Here is a 17588-nt window from a genome sequence, read left to right on the forward strand (position 1 = left end):
TATCAAAATGACCTGGGAACAACTTTTATCTTTAAAAAGGCAAGGCGACACAAGTAAACGTTTACGTATAGAGCAAGACGACACGCGATTAGGTTTTGAAGTTGATTATGACCGCATCATCTTTTCGTCAGCTTTCAGAAGTTTACAAGATAAAACACAGGTTATTCCATTATCAAAAACCGATTTTGTCCATACTCGATTAACGCATAGTTTGGAAGTCTCGGTCGTTGGTCGTTCCATCGGAAGATTAGTAGGAAAAAAAATCATTGAAAAATACCCATATCTTAAGGATGTTCACGGATTTCAGGCCAATGATTTTGGTGCTATAGTTGCCGCAGCAGCTTTGGCACACGATATTGGGAATCCGCCTTTTGGACATTCAGGTGAAAAAGCCATTGGAGAATATTTTTCTATTGGAAAAGGGCAACAATTCAAAGAGCAGTTGACGCCAAAACAATGGCAGGATTTAATCGATTTTGAAGGAAATGCGAATGGTTTTTCGGTTTTAACAAGTTCACGTCCAGGGATAGAAGGAAGTTTGCGATTATCCTATGCAACACTCGGTGCGTTTACTAAATATCCAAAGGAAAGTTTACCTAAAAAACCCACCAAAAACATTTCGGATAAAAAATATGGTTTCTTCCAATCAGATACCGATTTTTTTAAAGAAGTAGCCACCGAATTAGGTATGATTCCCAACAAATCGGGAGAAGACATTGGTTACGAGCGTCATCCATTAGCCTTTTTAGTGGAAGCTGCCGATGATATTTGTTATACAATTATCGATTTTGAAGACGGAATAAATCTAGGTTTGGTTTCAGAAGATTATGCTTTGGAATATCTAATCAAGTTGGTAAAAGACACGATTGATGCTGCAAAATACCAAACTTTAACTACCAAAGAAGACCGAATAAGTTATTTGCGCGCCTTGGCAATTGGAAATTTAATCAATGACGCTGTTCGTGTTTTTATTGAAAATGAAGAAGCTATTTTGCAAGGAAGATTCCATTTTGCTTTAACCGATAAAAGCAAATACAAAGCGCAAATGGATGACATCATTAAATTGAGTGTAAAGAATATCTACCAAAGTCGAGAAGTCATTGAAAAAGAACTTTCGGGGTATCAAATTATCAATACTTTGCTCGATAAATTCATTACCGCATTTAATAATAATCATGAAGGAAAAGCAACCAATTATGATAAACTCTTGCTAAAAATCCTTCCTGAAAAACACCATCTCAAAAAAGAAAATCTATACGAGCGATTGCTCCATATTTGTCATTATATTTCTATGCTAACGGATGGAAAAGCAGTAGAATTATTTAAAATAGTTTCGGCTTAAAAGCTGTAAACAACTCCAACACCAAGCAATTGTTTAAATTGTAATTTTGGACCAACAGTAATCTGCTCACCGTTCACCTCTTCTTTTGCTTTTATATCATCGTCATAGATAAAATGAGCGCCAATATTTGCTCTCACATATTTGTTGACCACTAAATCAAGTTGCATTTGCCAATCGACATCAATGTTCCCAAACCGATTGATATAATCGGAATACAAACTAATTCGATTATCCCAAAAAATGTTTTTGTAAATCTCTTTTTTATAACTAGAAGTCAAAAGAAAGCCAAGTTCTAACCGATAAAATTCGCCATCTTGGATTATATTTCCTGCGGTATCAACAACGGCTTTTTGAACTCCAAAAGCACCTTGATTGGCCAAATTGCGATCTAAAACAAACGTGGTTTTCATGGTTAAGGGCGAAATATATACATTCAGTTTTTTTTCTTTATTGGCATATTCTGAGCCAATTCCCAGAAAAACATATGCTGGAGCAAACAATCTCGAAATGGGATTATCAGTGTTCGGATAAGCATATCCATTAGTAAACTGAGTATTAAAACTAAATCGTCCAGTAGTGTACCAGTTTGAATTTTCACTCTTTTTATAGCCTACTGTAGAGTTAAGAGAAAATACGTCATCTGTTTTTCGTAATTCAACACCTTCCTGCTTGTTAATACCATATCGAAAAATCATTTCATTACTCCACTTTAAATTATTTTTTCGATAATTTCTAATAAAATGTCCTTTTAACAATCCTGAGATCGAATTTATACCACCAGCATTCCAGTTTACAAATGCAATCTGACTGATATCTAACCCTAACATATTCTTTTTTTCCCAATTCGAAATGGTGTCTGGAGCACTTGTTTTTACAATGTCTTGCGAAAAGCAAGTTGTTGTAAAAAAGATAAAAAACAAACTAAAATTTAAGTATTTCATGAATAAACCTCGATTATGCGCGACAAAAATCGGTTTTTTAAAACAAAAATAAAATAGTGAAACATAAATAAACATTAAAATATAGTCTATGATGCGGAAAATAGTAATTATCTCTTTTTCTCAACCATTAGAAAAAAATCACTTAGAGAAATTTGTAAATAGTCACAAATTTTAGCCAGCGTAGCTACTGAAATATTTTGATTTCCTTGTTCTATTCTTGCTAAATGAATGCCAGTATCAAAATAAAAAACTTCAAGAGTTATTTTTTTTGATTTTCTTATTTCTTTGATACAACTAACTATTGCTTTGGTTAAAGTTATGTTTTGAATTTGTTTTGGCATGATTCCAAGTTGTGATTATTGCAAGTGAAAAAGATAATTACATATTTGTCATTATTTTAAATTTAATTGTAAGTTTGAAATCATTAGTTTAAATTTTTTTTACGAAAAAATGTTTTTTAAAATCCGTAGTCTTATTTTTATCCGTTTCTTTATTTTTAATTAGCTGCAGTAAATAAGAGGAAAGTCAAAATGTGGGCAGTAATGCTAAAGTTGCAGCTTATTTAAAATCATTTTATAAAACCGATTTCCGTATTGGTAAAACGGTTGAAACAAAACTTAGTAATTCAAATAGTTTAGCAGATGCGCGAACTGTGGAATTTGAGAGTGTTAAGCTTTCAGAAATCTTTGTAGGCGTTGATGAGAGAGCTAGAGGATATATTGTTACAGATAAAGAAACTGATGAATTTTTGTATTTCGTAGATGTCGATAGAGACGATTTAAAATTGTTTGCTTATAATGTCGCAATCAATGAAACCTTAGTAAAAGAAAATATTGACCTTTTGCAAGAATGGGCAAGTAGTAATGGGTTCGATTTTATTAAACTATTTGAAGGTTACAACGCGGAGATTGCCGCAGGAAGCTCAGAGAGAAGAAGGTTTTGGGGTTGGACAGCCTGGACACCTGTTGGCGGATGTGATGAAGGTTTTCAAACAGTGGTACGAACTCATTATATTTTAGGGTTAAAAATGTTGTTCAATACAATGAAGTTCCGTGTTAATATGTTACTAAATTAAATTCAATGCGTAAAAAATCTATTTTTATTTTATCATTTTTTCTCAACTTTTTACTTGTAAATTCACAAAGTTTATTTGTTAAAGATGTGCAAAAAAAAGATATCATCCCTTTTGCAAACTATTTTTTATTTCTTGATAGTGCATTTGTGCATGGCGGATACTGCTCTGATAATGGTAAAATAAATATACCGAAAGACATTTTATTTAATAAAATCAAAGTGACAAGTTTAGGATATGAAAATCTTGAAGTTTTAAAAAACAACTTAAGTACTGATACACTGTTGCTCACACCAACAGTGTATCCGCTTAAAGAGGTTATAATTAAAGCAAGTAAAAAAGAAGAGTTCACTACTTTAGGCTATTCAAAAAGCAAACGAAAATCACATTTAAGCGCGAGCAAGGGGCGAAAAATTTGCACTTTTGTAGATAATCCTTTAAACGAGCCTAAAATTATTCACTCTTTCTTATTGAGAATAGGAAATCTCTATCCTACAAAAGTGGGTTTCAAATTGCATTTATTTGAAAAAGATACAATTACAAATACGCCTGGAAAGGAACTATTGCAGCAGGAAATAATTGTAATTTTGGACGGTAAGAGCAGAAAACTAATTGATCACGATGTTTCACGTTATAATATAGAATTTCCAGCTAAAGGTGCTTTTGTGGGCATAGAATGGTTTGGTGTTTTAAACGAAGAAAACAGCACGTTCAAAAGCGTGGACTTCCAAAATGGCTACATTGAATTGAACGACGTTTCGGAAAACTGCGACACATTCCAACAGGACGTTTTTTCTTTTTATCCGTGGAAAAATATGGAAAGGTTTAAAGATAAGGTAAAAGAAGATGTCGTATACAAAAACTGTCCAACCGCTTCTTTTGGCATAATAATATACAAAGACTAAACCGCAATAAAATTTATACTTACTCTTCCTCAAGCAAGCTAGAAAACAACGATTTTAAACCATCAACATCAATGTTGCAAAATTGTTGTAATTCATCAATAGTGCCATGTTCAATAAAATAATCAGGAATGCCACATAAAAAAACTTCGTTGACATAATCATTTTTGGCAGCAAATTCAAGAATAGCACTCCCAAAACCACCTGTCGTCACGCCATCTTCAACGGTGATTACGGTTAAGAATTTATCACATATCTTGTGTAACTTTTTTTCATCCAACGGCTTTACAAACCCAAAATGATAGTGCGCTATTTCGTTAGGATTGTCTAATTCGGCAAGTGCTGTAGTGACATTATGCGCGATAGTTCCGGTAGACAAAACGGCTATTTTTTTGCCTTTTTTTAATTTTTTAGCTTTGCCAATTTCGATTTTTTCAAATTTGAAATCTGAAATCTGAAATCTGAAATCTTTCAAAAATCCTCTTCCTCTTGGATATCTAATAGCAATAGGATGTTTCAATCCTAAAGAAGCGGTAAACATGATGTTTTGCAGCTCTACTTCGTCTTTTGGAGCATAAATAATCATATTAGGAATACAACGCATATATGCTAAATCAAAAACGCCATGATGCGTTGCGCCATCTTCGCCTACTAAACCTGCTCTATCCAAACAAAATATAACAGGCAAATTTTGCAAAGCTACATCATGAATGATTTGGTCATAGGCTCGTTGCATGAATGTGCTGTAGATGTTACAAAAAACGACCATACCTTGTGTAGCCATTCCAGCAGCAAGTGTCACGGCGTGTTGTTCTGCAATCCCTACATCAAATGCACGTTCAGGAAAAGTTTCCATCATAAACTTCATCGAACTTCCACTGGGCATGGCTGGTGTGATTCCAATGATTTTAGGATTATTTTTTGCTAATTCTACTAGTGTTAACCCAAAAACATCTTGGAATTTAAGTGGTAAATCCTCTTCTGATTTCTTTTGAATTTCTCCCGTTGCAGCATCAAATTTTCCTGGCGCATGATATTTTACTTGGTCTTCTTCAGCTTGTTGTAAACCTTTCCCTTTAGTCGTAATAATGTGTAAAAACTTAGGGCCATTTACTTTTTTTAATCGCTCTAATTCTTGAATTAAAAGCGGCAAATCATGCCCGTCAATCGGACCAGAATAATCGAAATTCAAAGACTTAATCATGTTGTTTTGCTTCGGGTTTTTCCCTTCTTTAACCGAAGTCAAATAGTGTTTCAACGCACCAACGCTTGGATCAATTCCGATAGCATTATCGTTCAAAATCACCAATAAATTAGCATCTGTAACTCCAGCGTGATTTAAACCTTCAAAAGCCATTCCGCTTGCAATTGACGCATCGCCAATCACGGCAATGTGATGTTTTTTTTCACCTTTCAGTTGCGAAGCAATTGCCATTCCTAAAGCTGCAGAAATAGAAGTGGAAGAATGTCCAACACCGAAAGTATCATACACACTTTCACTTCGTTTTGGAAAACCCGAAATGCCGCCAAGTTGCCGATTGGTATCAAATTTGGTTCTTCGTTCGGTTAAAATTTTATGGCCATATGCTTGATGTCCAACATCCCAAACTAATAAATCATTTGGCGTATCAAAAACATAATGCAAAGCAATTGTAAGTTCAATAACACCAAGACTTGCGCCAAGATGACCTTCTTTTACAGAAACAATATCGATTATAAAATCGCGCAATTCCTTAGCCAATTGAGGCAATTCCAAAAGGGATAATTTTCGTAAATCAGTTGGGCTGGTGATATGTTCGAGCAATTTTTTTGACATAGAACAAATGTACGAATTGAAATTGTATTTTTGTTTTATGGAAAACCCTTTTACCGACGAATATTTTATGAAAAAAGCTTTGCAAGAAGCTGAAACTGCTTTTGAAAAAGGGGAAATTCCTGTTGGTGCAGTAATTGTAATTGACAATAAAGTTATTGCGAGAAGTCATAATTTGACCGAAATGCTTAACGACGTAACTGCTCATGCCGAAATGCAAGCCATTACTTCGGCAGCCAATTTTATTGGTGGAAAATATTTAAAAGGTTGCACGCTCTATGTTACGCTCGAACCATGCCAAATGTGTGCTGGAGCTTTATATTGGAGCCAAATTTCAAAAATTGTTTTTGGCGCACGCGATGAACAACGTGGTTTTATGACTTTAGGAACTCAATTACATCCAAAAACTGAAGTAAGATTTGGTATTTTAGCCAAAGAATCATCGGAATTGATGACTCGTTTTTTTGCACAAAGAAGAAAATAATTTTCACAGAAAAAGATTCTGAACATTCTATCCTTGTCAAGTACTTTTTTTCATAGTTTTAACGTTATGATGTTAATTGGAGTTTTATACTTTCAAGTAACAAGTTCTAACAAATAATTCCTTTATCCGACTATGAAAACTAAAAAGATTATCGGTTTGCTTTTTGCAATTTTTCTATTGCATTCCTGTTCTAAAAAATCGATAGCCGATTTCGACTCTGATTTTTCACTTTTTAAAGATTACATCACGGGTTTTTCATCGGGTTATGTCTCGGTCAATTCGGATGTCAGAGTACAACTGGCTTTCAGCAAAAGTGATTGGAAACCTAATCAAGAATTGGATCCAAATATATTTGATATTTCGCCAAGTGTAAAAGGAAAAGTAGTTGCTTTATCCAATAATACTATTGCTTTTTTGCCAAATGAAAAATTGGAACAAAATACGTTGTATCAAATTACATTACACTTGTCCAAGTTGAATGCAGTTCCAAAGGAATTGGAAGATTTTAAATTTTCTTTGCGAACAATTAAGCAGGATTTTATTGTTTCTACTCAAGATTTGCAATCGTATAATAAGGATTTTTATTACTTGAATGGAACACTTAAAACAGCGGATAATCTTAGCTTTGAAGATGCTCAAAAAATAATCGAAGCAAAACAAGACGGCAAAGATTTGAAAATTAAATTTGATAAAGCCACAAGTACACCAACTGAATTCAAGTTTATGGTTGACAGTATTCAACGATCAACAAATGATACTAATATTGAGCTAGAATGGGATGGCGATAAAGTAGATATTGAACAAAGCGGAAAGGCATCAGTACTTATTCCGGGTAAAAATCAGTTTAAAGTTTTGGATATAAAAATTGGCGATGTAAACAATCAGTCGATTTTAATTAATTTTTCTGATCCGTTGAAGAAAGATCAGGATTTTAGTGGATTGGTAGCGATTGAAAACACCGATAATTTGAAATTTGCTACAATGGGAAATGTTCTCAAAGTGTTTTTTGATAAAAAACCAACATCCAAAGTAGATAAAGGCGAAACCGCGATTGTTACCGATACCGTTTCAGCTGCTATTGATACTGCAGCCGTTGCTTATGAAGAAGAATATGTTGAAGAAGTTCAGGAAATAAATGAAACGAATGAAACTGGTTTTTCAGGAATTAAGTTGGTCGAAATTTTTCAAGGAATTGAAAGTTTTGACGGTTTTAAAATGAAAGCCAATTATTCAGAAAAACTAACATTCGAGCAAATAAAACCGGGTGTAAAACTATTGAAAAGCGGTACAATTTTGCCAAGTTCCAATAATTTGAAAATTAATTTTGAAGCGGCAAATTTGAATGCGGTTGATGTCAAAATCTATAAAATCTATAAGAATAATATTCTGCAATTTCTTCAAGATAACGAATTGAACGGGACAAGAAATCTTCGTCAAGTAAGTCAACCTATTGCCAAAGGAACGATTGAACTCAAGCAAAATAATCTGATTGACTATTCTAAATGGAATGTCTATGCTTTGGACATTGCAAAATTTGTAACACCCGAACCCGGAGCAATTTATCGAGTAGAATTCTCCTATAAGAAAAAATACTCGTTGTACAAATGCAGTGCCATGATAGATGAAGATGCTTATGAAGAAAACGAAGAAGAAGTTAATGAAGACGATGTGAATTATAGTAACAATGGCTATGATTACTACTATGAGCAAGATTATGAATGGCGCGAAAGTCAAGATCCGTGTTCTGGATATTATTTCTACAATACCAAAATAGGAACTAATATTTTAGCTTCCGATTTAGGTGTGATTGTAAAACGCGGCAATGATAAATCGATAGCGGTTGCCGTTAGTAATATTGTGGATACCGAGCCAGTTTCTGGAGCAACGGTTGAATTGTATAATTTTCAACAACAAAAAATAGCCGATTCTAAAACAGATGGCGATGGAATGGCAAATTTTTCGTTAAACAAATACGCTTATTTTGCTATTGTTACGGATGGAAAAAGTTCGACTTATGTAAAATTGGACGACAACCTTTCATTATCAGTAAGTAATTTTGATGTTTCTGGAGCAACGCTCGAAAAAGGTTTGAAAGGTTACATTTATGGTGAAAGAGGTGTTTGGCGTCCAGGCGATACGCTTTTTGTTTCTTTTATTTTGAATGACAAAGCCAATCCATTACCCAAAAATCATCCAATCAAATTTCGATTGAATGATCCCAACGGAAAAACACAATTTCAAACGGTACAAACTGGAAATGAAGTAAATCATTACAAATTTATCGTTCCTACGCAATCTTCGGCATTAACCGGAAATTGGGAAGCGATGGTTAGTGTTGGTGGCGCCAAATTTTACAAAAGCATCAAGATTGAAACCATTAAACCCAATCGATTAAAAATTAAGAACAGTTTCAACGAACCGATTTTATCAGCATCCAAAACTAACATCAATAATATTCAAGTATTGTGGTTACACGGTGCCGTTGCTAAAAATTTAAAGCTTGATGTTCAGGCAAAATTTTCTCAGCAAGTAACTACTTTCAAAGGATTTGATAAATACGTTTTTGATGATCCAACGCGAAGTTTTTATACCGAAGAGTTTAACATTTTCTCGGGTAAAGTAGATGAAAATGGAAAAGCAAAAGTTAATATCAATCCAACTTTACAAGGTCAAGCACCAGGAATGTTGCGCGCTGCGTTCATTACAAAAGTATATGAAAATGGAGGTGATTTCAGTACCGATGTAGCCTCGGCATCTTATTCGCCATATCAAACATATGTTGGAGTTAAATCACCAGAACCAAATAAATACGGCTTATTAGAAACTGGAAGAACAAACAAATTTGATATTGTTACCCTTTCTGAAAATGGAAAACCAAAATCGGTTCGCAATCTTGAAGTGAGCGTTTACCGAATGGAATCGCGTTGGTGGTGGGATTCGTCCAATGATAATTTGTCGAATTATAATACTTCAAATTCAACTACAACTTATAAATTTTACCGTGTAAATACTAATGCTTTGGGTAAAGCCCATATTCAATTTTCTGTTCCTGATGATGATTGGGGAAGATATATGATTAGAGTTTATGATCCAATGGATGGACATGCTGCGGCACAAACAGTTTTTCTAGATTATCCATATTGGTCGGCAAAATCTCGAAATACAAACGGTCAGGAAGCGACAATGCTTCGTTTTTCAACAGATAAAGAAAAATACAATGTAGGCGAAACCGCAAAAATTTTCTTCCCATCAAGTGAAGGCGGAAGAGCTTTAATTTCAATTGAAAACGGAACTAAAGTGCTGAAAACCATTTGGACTAAAACTAAAAAAACCGAAACTTTAGTTGATTTACCAATTACGGGTGATATGGCACCAAATGTTTATGTAAATGTAACCTTGTTGCAACCTCATGCTTCGACTAAAAATGATGCACCAATCAGAATGTATGGCATTGTTTCATTGGAGGTGATTAATAAAAATACGGTTTTAGAACCTAAATTAGTTATGCCTGATGTCGTACGACCGGAACAAAAAACTACCATCAAAGTAAGCGAGAAAAACGGAAAACCAATGACCTATACGATTGCTGTTGTGGATGATGGATTACTTGATTTAACTCGTTTTAAAACACCAAATGCTTGGACTGATTTTTATAAACGTGAAGCACTTGGAGTGAGAACTTGGGATATTTATGATGATGTAATCGGAGCTTATGGCGGAAAAGTAAATCAGGTTTTCAGTATTGGTGGTGATGCCAGTTTAGGTGGTGGAAAAGCCAAAAAAGCGAATCGTTTCAAACCGGTAGTAATTTATCTTGGACCATTTAAATTAGAAAAAGGACAAACAAAGTCACATCAAATTAAGATACCAAAATATATCGGTTCTGTTCGAACAATGGTTGTGGCTGCCAATGCCGAAGAAGCTGCTTATGGAAGTGCTGAAAAAACAACTACAGTAAAAAGTCCGTTGATGCTATTGGCTTCGCTTCCGCGAAAAATATCTCCGTCGGAAAAAGTAACTCTGCCAGTAACACTATTTGCTACAGAAAAAAACATTAAAAATGTATCCGTTCAAGTAAAAACTAATGGGTTAGTAAAAGTCTTAGGAAACGCAAGTCAAATAGTTTCTTTTGCGCAACCTGATGAGAAAATGACGTATTTCAATTTGGAAGTTGGACAAGTAACCGGAATTGAAAAAATTCGAATTATAGCTACTTCGGGGAAAGAAAAATCAGTCTATGAAGTTGAGGTTGATGTGACCAATCCAAATCCGGTAACCAACGCATTTTCAGATTATGTGTTGAAAGCCAACGAAACAAAATCGCTTAATTGGAAAACATTTGGCGTAGCCAGAAGCAACAAAGCGATTATCGAAATTTCATCCATGCCGACTATCGATTTTGGTCGTCGTTTGAATTATTTAATTCAATATCCACATGGTTGTGTGGAGCAAACTACATCATCAGTATTTCCGCAGTTGTATTTGAATGATGTTTTAGATTTGGATGCCACCAAAAAACAAAATATCCAGAAAAATGTCACTGCCGGAATTCAAAAATTAGGAAATTTCCAGTTGCCAAACGGAGGTTTCTCCTATTGGCAAGGGAATACAACGGCCGATGATTGGGGAACAAGTTATGCCGGACATTTCCTGATTGAAGCAGAGAAAAAAGGATATGTTCTACCAGTAAATTTCAAAAGCAAATGGATTTCCTATCAACAAAAAATGGCAAAACAATGGCGATTTGAAAGTCAATATAGAAATGATGAAGCACAAGCCTATCGTCTTTATACTTTAGCTTTGGCAAGTTCGCCCGATTTGGCTTCGATGAACCGTTTGCGCGAAACTGCCGGAATTTCCAATGAAAGCAAGCTTCGTCTCGCAGCGGCGTATGCTTTGGTAAAACAAAACCAAGCTGGATTAGCATTGTTGTCAAAATCAATTATTGATGAAAATACCGAAACCTATTATTATTGGTATGGTTCCGCCGAAAGAAACCGTGCCATGGCATTGGAAACATTGTTGCTTTTAGGACAAAAACAAAAGGCTTTTGAAATGGCAACCAAATTGGCAAAAAATCTGTCTTCTGCTACGTGGATGAGTACACAAACTACAGCTTATGGATTATATGCTATGTCAAAATTTGCAAAAATCAATGGTGGAAAAGGTGTAACCGTTCAACTGACTGATGGTAAAAATGTGCAAAACATCAACACGACCAAAGCCATCGTTCAGCGAAATCTTTCTGTCAAAACAGGAAATAATGGTGTTATTTTGAAGAACAACAAAAACAACACATTATTCATCCGAATTATCAACAGCGGAATTCTTCCTGTTGGAAACGAACAGCCAATGTCAAATAATTTGTCTGCTTCCATTCAGTTCAAAGACCGAAAAGGAAAAACCATCGATTTGTCCAAAATTACCCAAGGAACCGAATGCATTGCCGAAGTGGTTTTAACCAACCAAAAGAACGAATTTGTCGAAAATATAGCATTGACACAAATCGTTCCGTCCGGATTTGAAATCGTCAACACGCGTTACACCGATTTTGGCAACGCCGCCGAAAACAACGCCGATTACATCGATATTCGCGACGACAGAGCCAATTATTATTTTAGCTTAAAAGCCAATGAAACCCGACGTTTCAGAATGGTTTTGAACGCTTCCTATCTAGGTAAATATTATTTGCCAGGATTGCAATGCGAAGCCATGTATGACCATAGTTTCATTGCTCGAACCGCCGGAAAATGGGTTGAAATAGTGAAATAAATTTCCTAACAGGTTTTCAAAACCTGTTAGGTATAAAAAGAAGGTTATGATAATCTTAAAATTAAAACCTAACAGGTCGAAAAAGACCTGTTAGGAATAATTAAGGCAAAAAATAGTATGAAAAAAGATGTGTTAGAACCAGGTGGAATTTATCATTTTTATAATAGAGGAAATAACAAAGAAGATATATTTATAGAAGAAAGAAATTACAGTTATTTTCTTCAGTTAGTAAAAAAATATCTTTTGCCTATTTCTGAGATTTATGCTTATTGTTTGCTAAAAAATCATTTTCATTTGGCTTTAAAGATTAGAGAAAATCACGAATTGCCTGAAAAATATAAGGACAAAGTTCATTTACCGTTTTCCAATTTGTTTAATACTTATACAAAAAGTGTCAATAAAGCTTATGATAGATTTGGTAGTCTTTTTCAGGAACATCCACAAAGAAATAGGGTTGAAGACGAAGATTATTTGCGACAGTTAATAGTTTATATTCATTTAAATCCATTGAAACATAATTTTACAAACGATTTTACAACTTACAGACATTCTTCATACAATTCATTTTTATCAGAAAAACAGACTAGTCTTGAAAGAAATTATATTTTAGAACTTTTTGGAGGGAAAGATAATTTCGTTCATTTTCACAATGAAAATAGTATCCGTTATGAAGGTTTTATAAACGTGATAGATATTTTTGATGTATAATTTTTTCTATAAAAGGAATAGACTAATTAAAAGTAAATGACTTTTGTTTCAGATATAATAAATAGTTTGAAAAAGCTTTTTGCTAAAATTTCTACTTGGGTTAAAAACAACCCGAAGAAATCGACAATAACATTTATTCTTCTTGTAGTTTATTACTTTTCATTGCCGCAAACACTTTTCAACGAACCTTATGCAACTGTTATTGAAAGTAGTGATGGTGAATTATTGGCTGCCAAAATTGCTCGTGATGGACAATGGCGATTTCCTGCCAACGATAGCGTTCCAGATAAGTTCAAAAAATGTTTGGTTTACTATGAAGACGAACATTTTTATCAGCATTTTGGGTTCAATCCCGTGGCGATGTTCAAAGCATTTCAACAAAATCGAAAAGCTGGCAAAGTAGTTCGTGGCGGAAGTACAATTTCTCAGCAAGTCATTCGAATGTCACGAAAAAGTAAACGAACCTATTTTGAAAAAATCCTCGAAATTATCCTTTCAACCCGATTGGAATTTCGCCATTCCAAATCCGAAATAATAGATTTATATGCAGCTCACGCACCTTTTGGTGGAAATGTTGTAGGTTTAGAAATGGCAGCTTGGCGTTATTTTGGTGTGCAATCACATCAATTATCTTGGGCAGAAAGTGCAACTTTGGCGGTTTTGCCCAATGCACCGAGTTTAATTTATCCGGGAAAAAATCAAGAAAAACTGCGTAAAAAACGTAATGCTTTGTTGCTTAAATTGTACCAAAACAATTTGATGGATAAATTGACCTATGAGCTATCCATTCAAGAACCGTTGCCTCAAAAACCATATAATGTGCCGCAAATTGCACCTCATTTATTACAACAAATCGCTAAAACCAATGAAGGAAAGCGAATTCGAACAACCATTGATGTTTCCCTTCAAAACAGAATAAATCAACTAGGGGAATACTATTATAATCAGTACAAGCAAAATGAAGTTCATAATCTTGCAATTTTAGTTATTGATGTTAAAACTCGAAATATTGTTGGTTATGTAGGGAATTCACCAACCAACAGCGACCATGATAAAGATGTTGATATAATCACGTCACCAAGAAGTACAGGAAGTATTTTAAAGCCATTGCTTTTTGCCGATATGCTCGATAACGGCGAGCTTTTGCCAACAACTTTAGTTGCCGATATTCCAACCCAAATCTCGGGATATTCGCCTCAAAATTTCAATCAAACGTTTGATGGTGCCGTTCCAGCACAGCGTGCGTTGTCACGTTCATTAAATATTCCAGCGGTATTGATGTTACAGCAACACGGTGTAGCTAATTTTTATGAAACATTGATAAAATTTAAATTAAAAAATATTAATCAACATCCTGATCATTATGGTTTATCATTGATTTTGGGTGGAGCAGAAAGTAATCTTTGGGATTTGTGTCGAACGTATGCCAATCTTTCGGCTACGGTAAATCATTACACTCGTTCTCGTGGCAAGTATCGTTCAGGTGAATTTTGTGAACTGAATTATAACGCTGATATGCCGCGCGATTTTGGAACTGAATCCCAACAAAAAAATAGTTTAGGCGCAGGTTCCATTTATCTGACGTATGAAGCCATGAAAGAAGTCAATCGCCCAGAAGGGGACGAAGCTTGGAAGTTTTATGATTCATCTCTAGAAATTGCATGGAAAACCGGAACCAGTTTTGGAAATCGCGATGCATGGGCAATTGGAACAAATTCTCGCTATGTTGTTGGTATTTGGGTTGGAAATGCCTCTGGAGAAGGGAGAGCTGCGTTAACAGGAGTTGATAGTGCAGCGCCGATTTTGTTTGACATTTTTAGTGCTCTGCCAAAAAGCCGATGGTTTACTAAACCAATGAACGATTTAGAAACCGCCGAAGTTTGTCAACACAGTGGTCATTTGGCTAAAGAAGATTGTCCAAAAGTATCACAATTGATACCGAAAAGTAAAAAGAAAACTCAGCTTTGTCCATATCATAAAATAATCCATCTTGATAGTTCGCAACAGTTTAGAGTAAACAGCAATTGTGAATTGATAGAAAATATAGTTTCAAAAACATGGTTTGTTTTGCCACCAGTTATGGAATGGTATTACAAAAATGGTCATGCGGATTATCAACCTTTGCCACCTTTTCGGGCGGATTGTCAAGATGGAAATCAACTAGTAATGGATTTTATTTATCCAAAAAAGAATAGTAAAGTTTACTTGACTAGAGATTTTGAAAGTAAAATTCAGCCCGTAATAATAAAAGTGGCGCATACTAATAGAGAGACTAAATTGTTTTGGTATCTAGATAGTACATACAAAGGAACAACAAAAACATTTCACGATCTACCTGTTGAAGCTAAAACTGGTGTACATCGAATAACAGTTGTAGATGAACAGGGAAATGAAATTTCAAGAAAAATTGAGATTGTTAGAGAATGATTTTTGCTTTTTAAAAAAGGCATAACGGACTGATTTATAGCTAGCAACAGCCCAAATAGAAGTGTAAATCCTCGTGAAGATAAATGCTAATTTTTAATAACAAGAGCTAGCGACCAAAGAAGCTGATTTTGTTTATAAAAACAGTACTTATAAAGCAAGCTTGCAACGGTTAGCTGCAGATCTCTCCAAATAAAAAAACCGCTAATCTTTCGAAAAGCGGTCCTTTGTCATTCCATATTTATTTTGGAATTATTCCTTAATTTCCGTTCCTTCTTCATCAAAGAAACGATATTCAAGATACGTGTAAGCGTCACGAGGTATGATTTTCACCCATTTTTTATGCTCAAAAAACCATTTTGAGCGTAATGATGGAAAACCTTTTTTAAGGTATGCTGCCACAAAAGGGTGAACATTCAGTTTCACTTTTTTGTGGTCTTTAATAATTTTTTCAAGAGAAAAAGCAATCTTATCGATAATTTGGATAGGTGCATCAACATCACCTGCCAAATTGTTTGGATTTTCTTCCCTTGTTTCAATATTTACTTCTGGTCTTACCCTTTGCCTTGTAATTTGAACTAATCCAAATTTACTAGGCGGTAAAATCTTGTGTTTAGCTTTATCATCGCTCATCTCTTCTCTTAAAAAGTTGAACAACGTTTGTCGATTATCAGGATTTTGCAAATCAATAAAATCAACTACAATAATACCACCCATATCTCTCAGACGCAATTGTCTGGCTATTTCGGCAGCAGCAATCATATTTACTTCCATTGCTGTGTCTTCCTGATTATTGGCTTTATTTGAACGATTTCCGCTATTTACGTCTATAACGTGTAAAGCTTCGGTGTGTTCAATAATCAAATAAGCACCTTTACTCATCGAAACTGTTCGACCAAACGAGGTTTTTATTTGTCGTTCGATATGATATTTCTCAAACAATGGCGTGTCTTTCGACTGATAAAACCTAACAATTTTCTGTTTCTCAGGAGCTATTTCGGCTAAATAGTCCTTTGTTTCTTGGTACAACTCGGCATCATCTACTTGAATACTGGTGAATGTATCATTAAAAACATCTCTCAAAATGGAAGATGCTTTATTCATCTCTCCCAATATTTTGGACGGATGATGAGCGGTTGGTAATTTTTTACTCATTGCAAGCCACCTTGATAAAAGGTTTTGCAAATCTTTTTCTAATTCGGCTATGTTTTTGCCTTCGGCTACTGTTCTCACAATAACACCAAAACCCCTTGGTTTGATAGATTGCATTAGTTTTTTTAAGCGATCTTTTTCTTCTTTAGACTCTATTTTTTGAGAAATAGAAACCCTGTCCGAAAATGGAACTAAAACCACAAATCGTCCTGCGAATGAAAGCTCAGTGCTTATTCTTGGACCTTTAGTGGAAATAGGTTCTTTCACCACTTGAACTAATACTGATTGATTGGCTGTCAGAATATCTGATATAGAACCGTCTTTATCAATCTCTTTTTCAAACTGGAAGTTTTTTAGGGAGAAATCTTTTAATTTACCTGCGCTTACAAGTTTTATGAATTTCATATAAGAAGCTAAGTTTGGACCTAAATCGTGATAATGTAAAAAGGCATCTTTTTCGTAGCCTACATTTACAAAAGCAGCGTTCAATCCAGCAACTGGTTTTCTGATTTTAGCAATAAAAATATCGCCAACCTGAAAGTTGCTTTTTTCTTCTTGTTTATGCAATTCAATTAGTTTTCCATCTTTTAATAAGGCAAAATCTACAGCATCTTCACCACTACGGATGATTAATTCTTTATTCATGTTGTAAATTTTTATCTGTAATGTCAGATGTCGGATGTCAGATGGTAGATGAAAGAACTAAATCTTCCAACTACCAGCTTCAAGCTTCCAACTTTATATACAGATGGATTAAACATTTTAAACAGGTATGTTATTACCCGGCGAATTTTAGTTGGCAGTAGCAGTTTTCAGTAAGCATATTGCCAACTGCGACTGAATACTTTTTACTAAACTTCAATTTCAATGAACGATTTTTTAAAAACAAGAAAAAGTAGTTAAGAACTACTTTTTCTTCTTGTGACGGTTAGCTCTTGCTCTTTTTTTACGTTTGTGCGTCGCTACCTTATGTCTCTT

Annotated in this window: 11 protein-coding genes; 7 read left to right on the top strand and 4 right to left on the bottom strand. The window is 34.6% G+C overall.

Annotation, left to right across the window (positions count from 1 at the left end):
* Window positions 1-7 precede the first annotated feature (7 nt).
* Window positions 8-1342 carry a deoxyguanosinetriphosphate triphosphohydrolase gene (locus WFZ85_RS07940; RefSeq protein WP_342695751.1) on the top strand — a complete coding sequence of 445 codons (1335 nt, stop codon included), beginning with the start codon at window positions 8-10 and terminating at the stop codon, window positions 1340-1342.
* On the opposite strand, the gene WFZ85_RS07945 is transcribed toward WFZ85_RS07940, so the two are convergent.
* The gene (locus WFZ85_RS07945) at window positions 1339-2283 is read right to left on the bottom strand and encodes a DUF3078 domain-containing protein (RefSeq protein WP_342695752.1); all 945 of its coding nucleotides are present in this window, start codon (window positions 2281-2283) and stop codon (window positions 1339-1341) included. The genes WFZ85_RS07940 and WFZ85_RS07945 overlap by 4 nt on opposite strands.
* A gap of 107 nt (window positions 2284-2390) precedes the next feature.
* Window positions 2391-2624 carry a helix-turn-helix domain-containing protein gene (locus WFZ85_RS07950; protein WP_342695753.1) on the bottom strand — a complete coding sequence of 78 codons (234 nt, stop codon included), beginning with the start codon at window positions 2622-2624 and terminating at the stop codon, window positions 2391-2393.
* A gap of 191 nt (window positions 2625-2815) precedes the next feature.
* Between WFZ85_RS07950 and WFZ85_RS07955 the strand changes: the two genes are divergently transcribed.
* Window positions 2816-3358 carry a hypothetical protein gene (locus WFZ85_RS07955; protein ID WP_342695754.1) on the top strand — a complete coding sequence of 181 codons (543 nt, stop codon included), beginning with the start codon at window positions 2816-2818 and terminating at the stop codon, window positions 3356-3358.
* 5 nt (window positions 3359-3363) lie between these two features.
* Window positions 3364-4260 carry a hypothetical protein gene (locus WFZ85_RS07960; RefSeq protein WP_342695755.1) on the top strand — a complete coding sequence of 299 codons (897 nt, stop codon included), beginning with the start codon at window positions 3364-3366 and terminating at the stop codon, window positions 4258-4260.
* Window positions 4261-4279: 19 nt separating this feature from the next.
* On the opposite strand, the gene WFZ85_RS07965 is transcribed toward WFZ85_RS07960, so the two are convergent.
* Window positions 4280-6073 (bottom strand): 1-deoxy-D-xylulose-5-phosphate synthase, encoded by a 1794-nt coding sequence (locus WFZ85_RS07965; protein ID WP_342695756.1) that lies wholly within the window; start codon window positions 6071-6073, stop codon window positions 4280-4282.
* Between the two features lie 37 nt (window positions 6074-6110).
* Between WFZ85_RS07965 and WFZ85_RS07970 the strand changes: the two genes are divergently transcribed.
* The 4 genes from WFZ85_RS07970 (at window position 6111) to pbpC (ending at window position 15461) form a co-directional block, all read left to right on the top strand.
* Complete coding sequence (locus WFZ85_RS07970; RefSeq protein ID WP_342695757.1) at window positions 6111-6554, top strand: nucleoside deaminase; 444 nt, start codon at window positions 6111-6113, stop codon at window positions 6552-6554.
* A 132-nt stretch (window positions 6555-6686) separates the two neighbouring features.
* Window positions 6687-12326 carry an alpha-2-macroglobulin family protein gene (locus WFZ85_RS07975; RefSeq protein ID WP_342695758.1) on the top strand — a complete coding sequence of 1880 codons (5640 nt, stop codon included), beginning with the start codon at window positions 6687-6689 and terminating at the stop codon, window positions 12324-12326.
* 117 nt (window positions 12327-12443) lie between these two features.
* Window positions 12444-13034, top strand: coding sequence for a transposase (locus tag WFZ85_RS07980; protein WP_342695759.1), 591 nt, complete (start codon window positions 12444-12446; stop codon window positions 13032-13034).
* Between the two features lie 36 nt (window positions 13035-13070).
* Window positions 13071-15461: a penicillin-binding protein 1C gene (pbpC, locus tag WFZ85_RS07985; protein ID WP_342695760.1), complete on the top strand. Its 2391-nt coding sequence runs from the start codon at window positions 13071-13073 to the stop codon at window positions 15459-15461.
* A gap of 249 nt (window positions 15462-15710) precedes the next feature.
* On the opposite strand, the gene WFZ85_RS07990 is transcribed toward pbpC, so the two are convergent.
* Window positions 15711-17255, bottom strand: a complete 1545-nt coding sequence (locus WFZ85_RS07990) for a ribonuclease E/G (protein ID WP_342695761.1) — start codon at window positions 17253-17255, stop codon at window positions 15711-15713.
* Window positions 17256-17588 lie beyond the last annotated feature (333 nt).

The organism is Flavobacterium aureirubrum, from assembly GCF_038739835.1.
Lineage (GTDB): Bacteria > Bacteroidota > Bacteroidia > Flavobacteriales > Flavobacteriaceae > Flavobacterium > Flavobacterium aureirubrum.